Annotated in this window: 12 protein-coding genes; 9 read left to right on the top strand and 3 right to left on the bottom strand. The window is 73.0% G+C overall.

From position 1 onward, the window contains the following. Nucleotides 1–32 precede the first annotated feature (32 nt). Nucleotides 33–521, bottom strand: coding sequence for a metallopeptidase family protein (locus tag LG634_RS16000; protein WP_372482432.1), 489 nt, complete (start codon nucleotides 519–521; stop codon nucleotides 33–35). A gap of 177 nt (nucleotides 522–698) precedes the next feature. Here LG634_RS16000 and LG634_RS16005 point away from each other — a divergent pair, with 177 nt between their 5' ends. The 6 genes from LG634_RS16005 to LG634_RS16030 all read left to right on the top strand — a co-directional run bounded on the left by LG634_RS16005 (nucleotide 699) and on the right by LG634_RS16030 (nucleotide 6303). Continuing rightward, the gene (locus tag LG634_RS16005) at nucleotides 699–1064 is read left to right on the top strand and encodes a DUF3499 domain-containing protein (RefSeq protein ID WP_226734473.1); all 366 of its coding nucleotides are present in this window, start codon (nucleotides 699–701) and stop codon (nucleotides 1062–1064) included. 65 nt (nucleotides 1065–1129) lie between these two features. Next, nucleotides 1130–2494: a phosphomannomutase/phosphoglucomutase gene (locus LG634_RS16010; protein WP_226734474.1), complete on the top strand. Its 1365-nt coding sequence runs from the start codon at nucleotides 1130–1132 to the stop codon at nucleotides 2492–2494. Between the two features lie 147 nt (nucleotides 2495–2641). Beyond that, nucleotides 2642–2824 carry a Trm112 family protein gene (locus tag LG634_RS16015; RefSeq protein WP_226734475.1) on the top strand — a complete coding sequence of 61 codons (183 nt, stop codon included), beginning with the start codon at nucleotides 2642–2644 and terminating at the stop codon, nucleotides 2822–2824. Nucleotides 2825–2841: 17 nt separating this feature from the next. Further along, the gene (locus LG634_RS16020; protein ID WP_226734476.1) at nucleotides 2842–3975 is read left to right on the top strand and encodes an SIS domain-containing protein; all 1134 of its coding nucleotides are present in this window, start codon (nucleotides 2842–2844) and stop codon (nucleotides 3973–3975) included. A 76-nt stretch (nucleotides 3976–4051) separates the two neighbouring features. Next, complete coding sequence (gene manA / locus LG634_RS16025) at nucleotides 4052–5239, top strand: mannose-6-phosphate isomerase, class I (RefSeq protein WP_226734477.1); 1188 nt, start codon at nucleotides 4052–4054, stop codon at nucleotides 5237–5239. Nucleotides 5240–5331: 92 nt separating this feature from the next. Next, nucleotides 5332–6303, top strand: a complete 972-nt coding sequence (locus LG634_RS16030) for a cation diffusion facilitator family transporter (RefSeq protein WP_226734478.1) — start codon at nucleotides 5332–5334, stop codon at nucleotides 6301–6303. Nucleotides 6304–6378: 75 nt separating this feature from the next. Here LG634_RS16030 and LG634_RS16035 read toward each other — a convergent pair whose 3' ends face one another. Continuing rightward, nucleotides 6379–8421 carry a fructose-specific PTS transporter subunit EIIC gene (locus LG634_RS16035; protein WP_308072510.1) on the bottom strand — a complete coding sequence of 681 codons (2043 nt, stop codon included), beginning with the start codon at nucleotides 8419–8421 and terminating at the stop codon, nucleotides 6379–6381. Between the two features lie 349 nt (nucleotides 8422–8770). Here LG634_RS16035 and ahcY point away from each other — a divergent pair, with 349 nt between their 5' ends. Beyond that, the gene (gene ahcY, locus LG634_RS16040) at nucleotides 8771–10207 is read left to right on the top strand and encodes an adenosylhomocysteinase (RefSeq protein ID WP_226734479.1); all 1437 of its coding nucleotides are present in this window, start codon (nucleotides 8771–8773) and stop codon (nucleotides 10205–10207) included. A 127-nt stretch (nucleotides 10208–10334) separates the two neighbouring features. Further along, complete coding sequence (locus LG634_RS16045) at nucleotides 10335–10976, top strand: hypothetical protein (protein WP_226734480.1); 642 nt, start codon at nucleotides 10335–10337, stop codon at nucleotides 10974–10976. Between the two features lie 6 nt (nucleotides 10977–10982). Here the strand turns inward: LG634_RS16045 and LG634_RS16050 are convergent, their stop codons facing one another. Continuing rightward, entirely contained in the window at nucleotides 10983–11933 is a 951-nt protein-coding gene (locus tag LG634_RS16050; RefSeq protein ID WP_226734481.1) for an RDD family protein, read from the bottom strand. 118 nt (nucleotides 11934–12051) lie between these two features. On the opposite strand from LG634_RS16050, the gene LG634_RS16055 reads away from it, so the two are divergent. After that, nucleotides 12052–13059 carry a stage II sporulation protein M gene (locus LG634_RS16055; protein ID WP_226734482.1) on the top strand — a complete coding sequence of 336 codons (1008 nt, stop codon included), beginning with the start codon at nucleotides 12052–12054 and terminating at the stop codon, nucleotides 13057–13059. Nucleotides 13060–13338: the final 279 nt, after the last annotated feature.

The raw sequence follows: 13338 nt of genomic DNA on the forward strand, positions 1-13338 counted from the left end.
ACGCGCCCGCCGGGGAGCCCCCGGCGGGCCCGTCAGTCGCCGTCCGGCCCGTTCTCCCCGTACCGCGGGTCCACCGTCTCCGGCTCCAGCCCCAGCAGCTCGGCGACCTGCTCCACCACGATCTCGTGCACCAGCAGCGCCCGGTCGTCCCGGGTCTTCGTCCGGATCTCCACCGGCCGCCGGTAGACCACGATCCGCGCCGGCCGGCCCCCGGCGGCCGCGACCAGCCCGCCCAGCGGCACCGCCTCGTCGTTCCAGCCGCTGTCCGGGCCGCCCGGCACCGGCACCTCCGCGACCACGAACTCCACGTCCTGCAGCTGAGGGAACCGCCGCTCCAGCCGCTCCACCGAGTCCTGCACCAGATCGCCGAACAACTGGGCCCGGCTCGCCGCCAGCGGCACCTGCGGCGGCGCCACCGGCCCGCGCATGCCGCGGCCGTGCCGGTCCCGGCGCCGGACCCGGGGCTCACCGGTGCGCTCATCGGACCGCTGACCGGTGCTGGGAGGTACGGAACTGTCCATCACACTGCGCAGCGTAGCCCGCACCGGGCCGCTCCGAGACGCCCTGGCAAGCCGTCCGCAAGCCCCATCCGGGGCCGCTCCGAAGGCCCCTATGGCCGAGATCACGTCACGACACGGGGGAGTGAGCCGGGGGAGAGTCGTCGCGGCCCGGTCAAGAGTGCGGTACCGTCCAACGTCGTGAGCCCTGTACGTCGCTGTTCGCGCACCGCGTGCGGCCGCCCTGCCGTCGCAACACTGACGTACGTCTACGCCGACTCGACCGCAGTTCTCGGCCCGCTCGCCACCTACGCCGAACCCCACTGCTACGACCTGTGCGCCGAGCACTCCGAGCGCCTGACCGCCCCGCGCGGCTGGGAAGTCGTCAGGCTGTCCGACGGCTCCGCGCCCTCGCGCCCCAGCGGCGACGACCTCGAAGCCCTCGCCAACGCCGTCCGTGAAGCCGCCCGCCCGCACGGCCGCGCCGCCGAGGCCGGCGGAACCGGCCCCGGACCGTCCGGCGAGCCCCGCCGTCACCTGCGGGTTCTGCGCTCACCCGAATCCTGAAGCCTGCGGTTCACCCGCTACCGGTAGGTTGGTCCGACTCACCGGATCTCAGGAGGGCAGGCCACGTGGCTGCTGATCTGTCACAGCTCGTCAAGGCGTACGACGTACGCGGGGTCGTCCCCGACCAGTGGGACGCCTCCCTCGCGGAACTCTTCGGCGCGGCGTTCGTACAGGTCACCAAGGCCACGGCGATCGTCGTCGGCCACGACATGCGCCCCTCCTCGCCGGAGCTCTCGCAGGCCTTCGCCCGCGGCGCGGCCGCCCTCGGCGCCGACGTCACCGAAATCGGCCTGTGCTCCACCGACCAGCTGTACTTCGCCTCCGGCAGCCTCGGCCTGCCCGGCGCGATGTTCACCGCCTCGCACAACCCGGCCCAGTACAACGGCATCAAGATGTGCCGCGCCGGCGCCGCCCCCGTCGGCCAGTCCACCGGCCTCGACGAGATCCGCACCCTCGTCGAGCGGTGGACCGAGACCGGCGCCCCGGCCCCCGCGGCCACCCCCGGCACCGTCACCCGCCGCGACACCCTCGACGACTACGCCGCCCACCTCAAGGGCCTCGTCGACCTCACGGCCATCCGACCGCTGAAGGTCGTCGTGGACGCCGGCAACGGCATGGGCGGTCACACCGTCCCCACCGTGTTCGCGGGCCTGCCGCTCACCGTCGTCCCGATGTACTTCGAACTCGACGGCACCTTCCCCAACCACGAGGCCAACCCCCTCGACCCCAAGAACATCGTCGACCTCCAGGACCGGGTCCGCGCCGAGGGCGCCGACCTGGGCCTCGCCTTCGACGGCGACGCCGACCGCTGCTTCGTCGTCGACGAGCACGGCGAGGGCGTCTCCCCGTCCGCCATCACCGCCCTGGTCGCCGCCCGCGAACTGGCCCGCAACGGCGGCACCGGCACCGTGATCCACAACCTGATCACCTCCTGGTCCGTCCCCGAGGTGGTCCGCGAACACGGCGGCACCCCCGTGCGCACCCGCGTCGGCCACTCCTTCATCAAGGAGGAGATGGCCACCACCGGCGCCATCTTCGGCGGCGAGCACTCCGCGCACTACTACTTCAAGGACTTCTGGAACGCCGACACCGGCATGCTGGCAGCCCTCCACGTCCTCGCCGCCCTCGGCGGCCAGGACGGCCCGCTGTCCGACCTGGTCTCCTCCTACGACCGCTACCGCGGCTCCGGCGAGATCAACTCCACCGTCGCCGACCAGACCGCCCGGCTCGCCGCGGTCCGCGACGCGTACGCCGGCCGCCCGGACACCCGCACCGACGAGCTCGACGGGCTGACCGTCACCACCGACGACTGGTGGTTCAACGTCCGCCCCTCCAACACCGAGCCCCTGCTCCGGCTCAACGTCGAAGCCCGCGACGAGGCCACCCTGGCCGCCGTACGCGACGAGGTCCTCGCCCTCATCCGGGCCTGACACCCGACGCACCCGCCTGACCCCGGCCCCGGACCGCGATCCGGGGCCGGGGCCGGGGCCGCCCACCGGGCCGCGCCCCGGCCCGTCCGGCGGTACGCTGACCTGGCCCAAACCGCACCGCACCGCCCGTTCGAAGGGACACCCCACATGCCGCTCGAAGCCGGTCTCCTGGAGATCCTCGCCTGCCCGGCCTGCCACGCGCCGCTCCAGGACGAGACCAAGGCCGAGACGCCCGAGCTGATCTGCACCGGCCAGGACTGCGGCCTCGCGTACCCCGTGCGCGACGGCATCCCCGTACTCCTCGTGGACGAGGCCCGCCGCCCCGCCTGACCCGACCGGAGGCCGTCATGCTCGATGAGTCGCTGCTCGACGCCCCCGAGGCCCTCGCCCGGGCGGACCGCCGCGGACTGCTCCGCGGCGCCGCCGAGGCCGGGGCCCGGGTCCGCACCGCCGCCCGGCACGCCGCCGAGGCAGGCCTCGCCGACCTCCGTCCGGACGGCCGCCCGCGCGCCGTCCTGATCGCCGGCCCCGGCACCGCGGCCAACGGCGTCGCGGACCTCCTCGGCGCCCTCGCCGGATCCTCCGCGCCCGTCACCCGCCTGCACCCCACCGGAGTGGCACCGGCCGCCGGCGCCATGCGCTGGGCCCTGCCCGGCTGGGCGGGCCCCGTGGACCTCCTCCTGATCGTCACCATCGACGGCACCGAGCCCGGCCTCGCCGGCCTCGCCGAACAGGCCTACCGGCGCGGCTGCACCGTCGTCGCCGTAGCCCCCGAGCGCTCCCCGCTCGCCGAGGCCGTCGCCGGCGCCCACGGTCTGCACGTCCCCATGGCCAAGGCCCCCCACCAGGAGTACGACGAGAGCGCCGCCGCCGGCCCCGGAGCCCTGTGGGCCCTGCTCACCCCGCTCCTCGTCCTCCTCGACAAGGTCGGCCTGATCTCCGCCTCCCCCGACAGCCTCCAGCTCGTCGCCGACCGGCTCGACCGGACCGCCGAACGCTGCGGGCCGGCCATCGCCACGTACGGCAACCCGGCCAAGACCCTGGCCGCCGAACTCGCCGACTCGCTCCCGCTGATCTGGACCGAAGGCGACGGCGCCGGCCCCGCAGGCCGCCGCTTCGCCGCCACCCTCGCCGAACTGGCCGGCCGCCCCGCGCTCGCCGCCCAGCTGCCCGAGGCCCTGCCCGCCCACGGCGTGCTGCTCGCCGGCGCGTTCGCCGCCGGCGCCGACCCCGACGACTTCTTCCGCGACCGCGTCGAGGAACCGCAAGCCCTGCGCGCCCGGGTCGTCCTGCTGCGTGACCGGCCCACCGGCGGACTCACCGCCGCGCCCGCCGCCCGCGAACTCGCCCTCAGCCACGACACGGCCATCAGCGAGCTCGAACCCGAGGAAGGCAGCGAGCTGGAGCTCCTCGCCGAACTCCTCGCCGTCACGGACTTCGCCACCGCCTACCTGGCGCTGGCCTCAGGGGGGCGTCCCTGACCGGGACGCACCGACCGGAGGACCGGCCGATCACGCCACACGCCGGTCCTCCTCCCACCTCCCAGGAAGACGACCGATGGACCGCCTTTCGAACACCATCCGCCCCTACGCCTGGGGTTCGGCCACCCTCATACCGGAACTCCTCGGGGTGACACCGACCGGCGAACCCCAGGCCGAGATGTGGATGGGCGCCCACCCCGGAGCACCCTCCCGGCTGGACCGTGCGGCAGGCGGCACCACCCTCCTCGACGTCATCGACGCCGACCCCGAGCGCGAACTCGGCGCCCCCGCCGTGGCCAGGTTCGGCCCCCGGCTGCCCTTCCTCTTCAAGATCCTCGCCGCCGGCGCCCCGCTCTCCCTCCAGGTCCACCCCGACCTCGACCAGGCCCGCGCCGGATACGCCGCCGAAGAAGCCCGCGGCATCCCCGTCGACGCACCCCACCGCACGTACAAGGACGCCAACCACAAGCCCGAACTGGTCTGCGCCCTCACCCCCTTCGAGGGACTCTGCGGCTTCCGCCGCCCCGTGGAGACCGCCGACCTGCTCGCCGCCCTCGACGTCGACTCCCTCAAGCCGTACGTGGACCTCCTGCACGCCCACCCCGAGGACGCCGCGCTCCGCGAGGTCCTCACCGCGGTCCTCACCGCCGACCCCGACGAGATGGCCCGTACCGTCGCCGAGACCACCGACGCCGCCCAGCGGCTCGGCGGCCCGTACGCCCCGTACGCCGGCCTCGCCCACCACTTCCCGGGCGACCCCGGCGTCATCGCCGCCCTGCTGCTCAACCACGTACGCCTGCAGCCCGGCGAGGCCATGTACCTGGGCGCCGGCGTCCCGCACGCCTACCTGTCCGGCATGGGCGTCGAGCTGATGGCCAACTCCGACAACGTGCTGCGCTGCGGCCTCACCCCCAAGCACGTCGACGTGCCCGAACTCCTGCGGGTGGTCCGCTTCGAGGCCGGCGACCCCGGTCTGCTGCGGCCCGAGGGCAACGGCGAGGAGGTCTACGAGACCCCCGTCGACGAATTCCGGCTCTCCCGCTGGGTCCTGCCCCCGGGCGCCCCCGCCCACCGGCTGCCGGAGACCACCCCGCAGATCCTGCTGTGCACCGCCGGCACCCCCACCGTCCGCTCCGCCGCGGCCGGTTCGGGCAGCGGGGGCGAACTCGCCCTCGCACCCGGCCAGTCGGTGTTCGTACCCGCCGGCGAAACCGTCGAACTGACCGGCACCGGCACGGTCTTCCGCGCCACGGTGCGGGCCTGACGGGCGGCCCGCGCCCACGGCTGCAACAATGTGCGGCCGTAGCGCGGGCGGCCCCGAGCGCCGCCGCACCGAGGGAAGGACACCCCGCAGCAATGAGTGCGTCAGGCGGAACCAAGGCGATCGTGGCGGCCCTTGCCGCGAACCTCGCCATCGCGGCGGCCAAGTTCGTGGCGTTCCTCTTCAGCGGGTCGTCCTCGATGCTCGCCGAGAGCGTCCACTCGCTCGCCGACTCCGGCAACCAGGGCCTGCTGCTCGTCGGCGGCAAGAAGGCCCAGCGCGAGGCCACCCCGCAGCACCCGTTCGGGTACGGCCGCGAGCGCTACATCTACGCCTTCCTCGTCTCGATCGTGCTGTTCTCGGTCGGCGGCATGTTCGCGCTGTACGAGGGCTTCGAGAAGGTCAAGCACCCGCACGAGATCGAGGCCTGGTACTGGCCGGTCGGCGTCCTGGTCTTCGCGATCATCGCCGAGAGCTTCTCGTTCCGCACCGCCATCAAGGAGTCGAACGAGATCCGCGGCTCGCTGACCTGGGGCCAGTTCGTCAAGCGGGCCAAGGCCCCCGAGCTGCCCGTGGTCCTGCTGGAGGACCTCGGCGCCCTCGTCGGCCTGGTCCTCGCCCTCGGCGGTGTCGGCCTCGCCCTGCTGACCGGCAACGGCGTCTGGGACGGCATCGGCACCCTGTGCATCGGCGCCCTCCTCATCCTCATCGCCATCGTGCTGGCCGCCGAGACCAAGTCGCTGCTGCTCGGCGAGGCCGCCGGCACCGAGGAGGTCGAGAAGATCAAGGCCGCGATGGTCGACGGCGACACCGTCACCGCCCTCATCCACATGCGCACGCTGCACCTCGGCCCCGAGGAGCTGCTGGTCGCCGCCAAGGTCGCGGTCCGGCACGACGAGACGGCCACCGAGGTCGCCCGCGCCATCGACGCGGCCGAGGCGCGGATCCGGGAGGCCGTCCCGATCGCCCGCGTGATCTATCTGGAGCCGGACATCTACAGCGAGACGGCCGCCGTGGCCGGCGCCGACCCGGCGACCACCCCCGGCGGACCGGGCGCCGCCCACTGACCGTACGAGGAGGCCCCCGCAGCGCAGCTCGCGCGGCGGGGGCCTCCTCACGTCCCGAGGGGGTACGGGCCCGGGTCAGCGGATCTCGCCCAGCACCTCCAGGACCGCCCGCTCGTCCGGCGCCCCGGCCAGCCGGTCCCGGAAGCCGGCGTCCATCAGCTTCCGCGAGAGCAGTGCGAGGATCCGCAGGTGCTCGTCCCCGGCCGCCGCGGCCGGCACCGCGATCATGAACACCAGCCGGGCCCGCGTACCGTCCGGCGCGCCCCACTCGATGCCCGCCGCCGAGCGGGCGAAGCCCACCGTCGGCCGGCTCACCGCGTCCGTCTTGGCGTGCGGGATCGCGATCGACTCGCCGAGCCCGGTGGTGCCCTGCGCCTCCCGGGCCAGCGCCACCCGCACCAGCTCGTCGACGTCCCGCACGCTCCCGGCCGCCGCCAGCAGCTCCGCCATCTCCCGGATGGCGTCCTCCTTGGTGAGGGCGGCCAGCCCGGTCTTGACGGTCCGGCCGGTCAGGTGGCCGGACAGGACCTCGGGGGCGGGCGCGCCGGGCCGGGCACCGGTCGCCGCAGCCCGGGGGACCGCCGGAGCCGCCGGCCCCGCCGGAGCCTCCCCGGCCCTGCCCGCCCGCCGGCCCGCCAGGTCGATCAGCGTGTTCGTGGTCAGCGCCGTCACCACGGTGCCCGCGGCGATGGCGGCCAGGAACCAGACCCAGTTGTCCACCGCGCCCAGCGCCGCCACCACCGGCCCGCCGTGCGGCACGTGGTCGCCGACCCCCGCCACCCCGGCCAGGGCACCCGCCACCGCGCCGCCGAGCATGTTGGCCGGGATCACGACCGCCGGCCGGGCCGCCGCGAACGGGATCGCCCCCTCCGAAATTCCGAACACGCCCATGAACAGCGCCGCCATGCCCGTGTCCCGCTCCTGCTCGGAGTACAGCCGCCGGCGCAGCACCGTCGCCAGGCCCTGACCCAGCGGCATCACCGGGATCGCCGCCGCGCACATGCCCATCACCGCGTGGTTCCCGGACGCGATCAGACCCGCGCCGAACAGGAACGCCGTCTTGTTGACCGGCCCGCCCATGTCGAAGGCGATCATCAGGCCGAGGATCGCGCCGAGCAGGACCGCGCTGGTGCCGGTCATGCCGGACAGCCAGCCGGTGAGGTTCTCGAACACCCACGAGATCGGCTTGCCGATGACGTAGATGAAGAACAGGCCGAGTGCCGTGGTCGCCGCGATCGGGATCACGATGATCGGCATGATCGGCTGGACTACCTTGGGCACCTGCACCTTCTTGATCCACACGACCAGGTAGCCGGCCAGGAAACCGGTCACGATCGCCCCGATGAACCCCGCGCCCGCCTTCGAGTCGTACAGCGACCCGGTGTTCGCGATGAAGCCGCCGATCATGCCCGGCACCAGCGCCGGCCGGTCCCCGATGGCGTACGCGATGTAGCCGGACAGGATCGGGATCATCAGCGTGAAGCCGAGGACCCCGATCCGGAACAGGTGGTCCCAGAACGTGCCGGGAGTGGTCGCGTACCCGGACGCCGTGGCATGGCCGCCCAGCGCCAGCGAGACGGCGATCAGCAGCCCGCCGACCACCACGAACGGGATCATGTACGAGACGCCGTTCATCAGCGCCTTGTAGCCGAGACTGCGCTCCCTGCCGCCGGAGCGGCCGGATCCGCCCCACCCGCCGGCGCCTCCCGTGGCGCCCGCCGATCCCGCGCCCGAGCCGCCCGCGGGTGCCGCCGTACCGGACTGCACCGGCGCCCGCTGCACCTGCTCGATCAGCTCCTCCGGCCGGTGGATGCCGTCCGCGACCCCCGTGGACAGCACCCGCTTGCCCGCGAACCGCTCCCGGTCGACCTCCTTGTCGGCCGCGATGATGATCCCGTCCGCCTGCCTGACATCGTTGTCAGTGAGCACGTTCTCGGCACCGATGGAACCCTGCGTCTCCACCTTCATGTCGATGCCGAGCCGTTCCGCGGTCTGCTGGAGCGTCTCCGCCGCCATGTACGTGTGCGCGATCCCCGTGGGACACGCGGTCACCGCGAGCAGCCGCAGCCGCCGCCCGCTCGGGTCCGCCTTCGCCCGAAGGCCTGCCGGACTGGTCACGTCGCTCTCCTCACCGCCGGGTCCTGCCGGACCGCGCCCCGGGCCCGATCCCTCCCGATCCTCTCCTGCGTAAGGAGGGCATCAAAGGTCCGAAAGGCCTGAAACCGACCCTCCGGACGTCCCCGGAACCCGTGACGACTTGACCACGATCCGCTGGGGGTGATCCCCCGTTCGGTGTAGATTCGACACCGGTGTCAGGCGTCGCTGCTGATGGCGGTCGGGCGGTCCCACGGACCGGCCGAGAGGAGAGAGGGCCTCCGACGGACTGCGCTCTGTGCACCGGCCCGTACCCGGACCCGGCGTGCAGCTCAGCCGTACCCTCTCGCACCCATCAACGAGGAGCAGACGCATGGACTTCAAGGTCGCCGACCTCTCCCTTGCCGCCTTCGGCCGCAAGGAGATCACGCTCGCCGAGCACGAGATGCCCGGCCTGATGTCGATCCGCAAGGAGTACGCGGAGGCGCAGCCGCTGGCCGGCGCCCGCATCACCGGCTCCCTGCACATGACCGTGCAGACCGCGGTCCTGATCGAGACCCTCGTCGCCCTCGGCGCCGACGTCCGCTGGGCCTCCTGCAACATCTTCTCCACCCAGGACCACGCGGCCGCCGCCATCGCCGTCGGCCCGAACGGCACCCCGGAGAACCCCCAGGGCGTCCCGGTCTTCGCCTGGAAGGGCGAGACCCTGGAGGAGTACTGGTGGTGCACGGAGCAGGCCCTCACCTGGCCGAACACGCCCACCGGCGGCCCGAACATGATCCTGGACGACGGCGGTGACGCCACCCTCCTCGTCCACAAGGGCGTCGAGTTCGAGAAGGCCGGCTCCGCCCCGGACCCGTCGACGGCGGACAGCGAGGAGTACGGCTTCATCCTCACGCTGCTCAACCGCACGCTGAAGGAGTCCCCGCAGAAGTGGACGCAGCTCGCGTCCGAGATCCGCGGCGTCACCGAGGAGACCACCACCGGCGTGCACCGTCTCTACGAGATGATGCAGTCCGGTGACCTGCTCTTCCCGGCCATCAACGTGAACGACGCCGTCACCAAGTCGAAGTTCGACAACAAGTACGGCTGCCGCCACTCCCTGATCGACGGCATCAACCGCGCCACCGACGTCCTCATCGGCGGCAAGGTCGCGGTCGTCTGCGGCTACGGCGACGTCGGCAAGGGCTGCGCCGAGTCCCTCCGCGGCCAGGGCGCGCGCGTCATCGTCACCGAGATCGACCCGATCTGCGCCCTGCAGGCCGCCATGGACGGCTACCAGGTCGCCACGCTGGACGACGTCGTCGAGATCGCCGACATCTTCATCACCACGACCGGCAACAAGGACATCATCATGGCCGGCGACATGGCCAAGATGAAGCACCAGGCCATCGTCGGCAACATCGGCCACTTCGACAACGAGATCGACATGGCCGGCCTCGCCAAGGTCCCCGGCATCGTCAAGGACGAGGTCAAGCCGCAGGTCCACACCTGGACCTTCCCCGACGGCAAGGTCCTGATCGTGCTGTCCGAGGGCCGCCTGCTGAACCTCGGCAACGCGACCGGCCACCCGTCCTTCGTGATGTCGAACTCCTTCGCGGACCAGACCCTGGCCCAGATCGAGCTCTTCACCAAGCCCGAGGAGTACCCGACCGACGTCTACGTGCTCCCGAAGCACCTCGACGAGAAGGTCGCCCGCCTCCACCTCGACGCCCTCGGCGTCAAGCTGACCACGCTCCGCCCGGAGCAGGCCGAGTACATCGGCGTCAAGGTCGACGGCCCGTACAAGCCGGACCACTACCGCTACTGATCCGCCCCGGCGCCGCCCGGCCACCGGCCGGCGCCCCCCGGCGCATCACGCACCAGCACCGCCCGTCAGGCCCCCGGCACCCGTGCCGGGGGCCTGCCCGGTCCCGCAGCAGACCCCAGGAACCCCGATGCCCCGCGGCCGCTACTCGCTCCACGATCCACACGATCACACCCCCCTCGGCGACGAGCACTTCCACTGCGCCCCCGGCCCCTCCGGCTGGCGCTACGTCTCCCAGACCACCACCCCCGCCGGCGACCACGCGGGCTCCGTCGACCTGGCCGTCGACGCCCTCGGCCGCCCCATCCGCCTCGAACTCCACGCCGCGAGCTGGCAGGTGCGCGGCGCCGCCATCGACGGCGTCACCTGGGTGCGCACCGACCCCGCCGGCATCGAGGCCACCGAGGGCAACGTCCGCGCCCACGGTTTCACCGGCGCATCGCCGGCCTTCCTCGTCGCCACCGCCCGCCTCCTCCGCCTCACCCCCGGCGCCCCCGCGACCCGTGTCCGCCTCGTGCACTTCACGAGTCCGGTGCTCGCCCCCCGCACCGTGGACCAGGCCTGGGCCCTGCTGGGAAGCGAAGCGCACCCCACGGACAGCGGCCCGCTGATGGTGGACGCGTACCAGGTCAGCGCCCTGGACACGGGGGAGCAGCACACCGTGCACATCGCGGGCGACGTGGTCCTGTCCGCCCCCGGCATCGAACTCGAAGAGCTCGACACCCCGCCGTCGGCCTTCCCCGACCCGGCGGACGACACCTACACCGACTGACGCCCCCTACCCGGGCGGCGCGAACCCGGTCGCAGGCGGCTGCTCGACGGGAGCGGGAGCGGGAGCCGGCGGCGCCGGCGGTACGTACGGCTGCGGCGCGGCCTGCACCGGCGGCCGAGCCGGAGCGGCGTACGGCTGCTGCGGGTACGCCACGGCCGGGGCTCCGTACCCCGGAACCGCTTGTCCCGCCTGAGCCGGAGCCCGGTGCTGCTGTGCGAACGCCCGCCGCGCATCGCGCGTCTGCCGTTCGTGCACCACGGCCGCCAGGTACGCCGCGGCCGGCACCCCGGGCGGCGCCGGCGTTCCCGTGCACGCCACCAGGTCGTCCCCGAGCCGGGCCGCCATCGACGCACCCACCTGGGGATCCAGCTGCCCCATCCGCGCCAGGTACTGCCGGATCGCCAGCCACAGCCCGTCCGGTACGCCCGACAGGTCCAGCTCCGTGAACTGCCCCGCCAGCCACGCCGGAGGCGGCGGCAGCTGACCGCCCCGCGCCCCCGGCACCCGCTCCCGCACCACGAGCGTCCCGGCGAACACGTCACCGAGCCGCCGCCCGCGCGCCGACACCAGCGACGCGATGCAGGCCACCGTGCCCAGCGTCATCAGCAGCTCGACCACCCCGAGCGCACCGCGCACCAGCGCGTGCCGGAACCGGATCGGCCCGCCGTCGTCCCGCACCACCCGCAGCCCGCAGGCCAGCTTCCCCAGCGACCGCCCGCGGCTCAGCGTCTCCACCACGATCGGCACCCCGACGAGGACCAGCAGGAACAGCGCGATCTGCACGGCCGTCCGCGCCGCCTCGTCCAGCGACGCCGTCGCCGCCAGCAGCGCCACCGACACGATGACGAAAACGGTCCATTGCACGACCATGTCGATCGCGACGGCCAGCGCCCGGCTCGGCAGCCGCGCCGGCTGGAGGCCGAGTACGACCGCATCCCCTGTCACCAGACCGCTCACCGATGCCCACCTTCACCCTGTCGTGCCCTGCCCTGCCCCGTGGTCATCAAGTCTGCCAAGCTGACCGGAGTACGTCAGCCGTGGACAGTCAGTGCACCTGGGCAGGAGCAGCAGCCGGATGGATCTCGACGTCTTCGTCACCGCGCACCGGGCCGAATGGGACCGCCTGGAGCAGTTGCTTCGCCGCGGCCGCCGCCTGACCGGCGCCGAGGCCGACGAACTCGTCGTCCTCTACCAGCGCACCGCGACCCACCTGTCGCTGATCCAGTCCAGCGCCCCCGACCCGACGCTCACCGGCCGCCTCACCCAGCTGGTGGCCCGGGCCCGTGCCACGGTGACCGGTGCCCGCCGGGCGAGCTGGCGCGACGCGGCCCGCTTCGTCACCGCCGGTTTCCCCGCCGCCGTCTACCGCAGCCGCCACTGGTGGATCCCCACGGCCCTGCTGTCCACCGCCCTCGGCGCCCTGATCGGCTGGTGGATCGCAGTGCACCCCGAGGTGCAGGCCTCGATCGGCGCCCCGGAGCACCTGCGCGAGATGACCCGCCCCGGGGGCCAGTACGAGACGTACTACTCCAGCCACCCGGCCGCGTCCTTCGCCGCACAGGTGTGGACGAACAACGCCCAGGCCGCCGCGATGTGCCTGGTCCTCGGCGCGTTCCTGGGCCTGCCCGTGCTCTGGATCCTCTTCCAGAACATGCTCAACCTCGGGATCGGCATCGGCCTGATGGCCTCGGCCGGCCGCCTCGACACTTTCCTCGGCCTGATCCTCCCGCACGGCCTGCTGGAACTCACCGCCGTCTTCGTCGCCGCCGGCACCGGCCTCAAGCTCGGCTGGACGGTGATCGACCCCGGCCCCCGGACCCGCCGGGTGGCCCTCGCCGAGCAGGGCCGCGCCGCCCTGGGCATGGCCATCGGCCTGGCCGGGGTCCTGTTCGTCTCGGGCCTCATCGAAGGGTTCGTCACCCCGTCGGGCCTGCCGACCTGGGCCCGCATCGCCATCGGCATCGCCGCCGAGGCGGCCTTCCTCGCGTACGTCTACGTGCTCGGCGGCCGGGCCGCCCGCGCCGGTGAGACCGGTGACGTCGAAACCGCAGACCAGAGCGCCACGCTGCCCGTCGCGGCCTGATGTGCGTACAAGCCTGCTGAGCTGCTAGTCTCCTCGTCGTCCCGCAGAGACCGTTGACACGGTTGGCGTAGGGAGGTAGATTCGAACGGTTGCCTCGAACTGGACAGTTCGACCGCAACGGTCTAGAATCGACCTCGCTCCCGAAGTTCGGATTCGGAATCGAATTCCACGAGTCGGAGCACATCCCCGAATTCCTGTCGGATTTCGCATCGGAAAAACCCGGTGAGAACGTCTGATAGAGTCGGAAACGCCGGAAGGGAAAGCGCGAAAGCGCCGGAC

The sequence above is a fragment of the Streptomyces bambusae genome (genome assembly GCF_020532645.1).
Taxonomy (GTDB): Bacteria; Actinomycetota; Actinomycetes; order Streptomycetales; family Streptomycetaceae; genus Streptomyces; species Streptomyces bambusae.

Bases quoted from the DNA above. Each gene is read 5' to 3' on its own strand.
- LG634_RS16045 (WP_226734480.1), top strand. From the start codon at position 10,335: ATGCCCCGCGGCCGCTACTCGCTCCACGATCCACACGATCACACCCCC.
- LG634_RS16000 (WP_372482432.1), bottom strand. From the start codon at position 521: ATGGACAGTTCCGTACCTCCCAGCACCGGTCAGCGGTCCGATGAGCGC.
- LG634_RS16020 (WP_226734476.1), top strand. From the start codon at position 2,842: ATGCTCGATGAGTCGCTGCTCGACGCCCCCGAGGCCCTCGCCCGGGCG.
- ahcY (WP_226734479.1), top strand. From the start codon at position 8,771: ATGGACTTCAAGGTCGCCGACCTCTCCCTTGCCGCCTTCGGCCGCAAG.
- LG634_RS16030 (WP_226734478.1), top strand. From the start codon at position 5,332: ATGAGTGCGTCAGGCGGAACCAAGGCGATCGTGGCGGCCCTTGCCGCG.
- LG634_RS16015 (WP_226734475.1), top strand. From the start codon at position 2,642: ATGCCGCTCGAAGCCGGTCTCCTGGAGATCCTCGCCTGCCCGGCCTGC.
- manA (WP_226734477.1), top strand. From the start codon at position 4,052: ATGGACCGCCTTTCGAACACCATCCGCCCCTACGCCTGGGGTTCGGCC.
- LG634_RS16055 (WP_226734482.1), top strand. From the start codon at position 12,052: ATGGATCTCGACGTCTTCGTCACCGCGCACCGGGCCGAATGGGACCGC.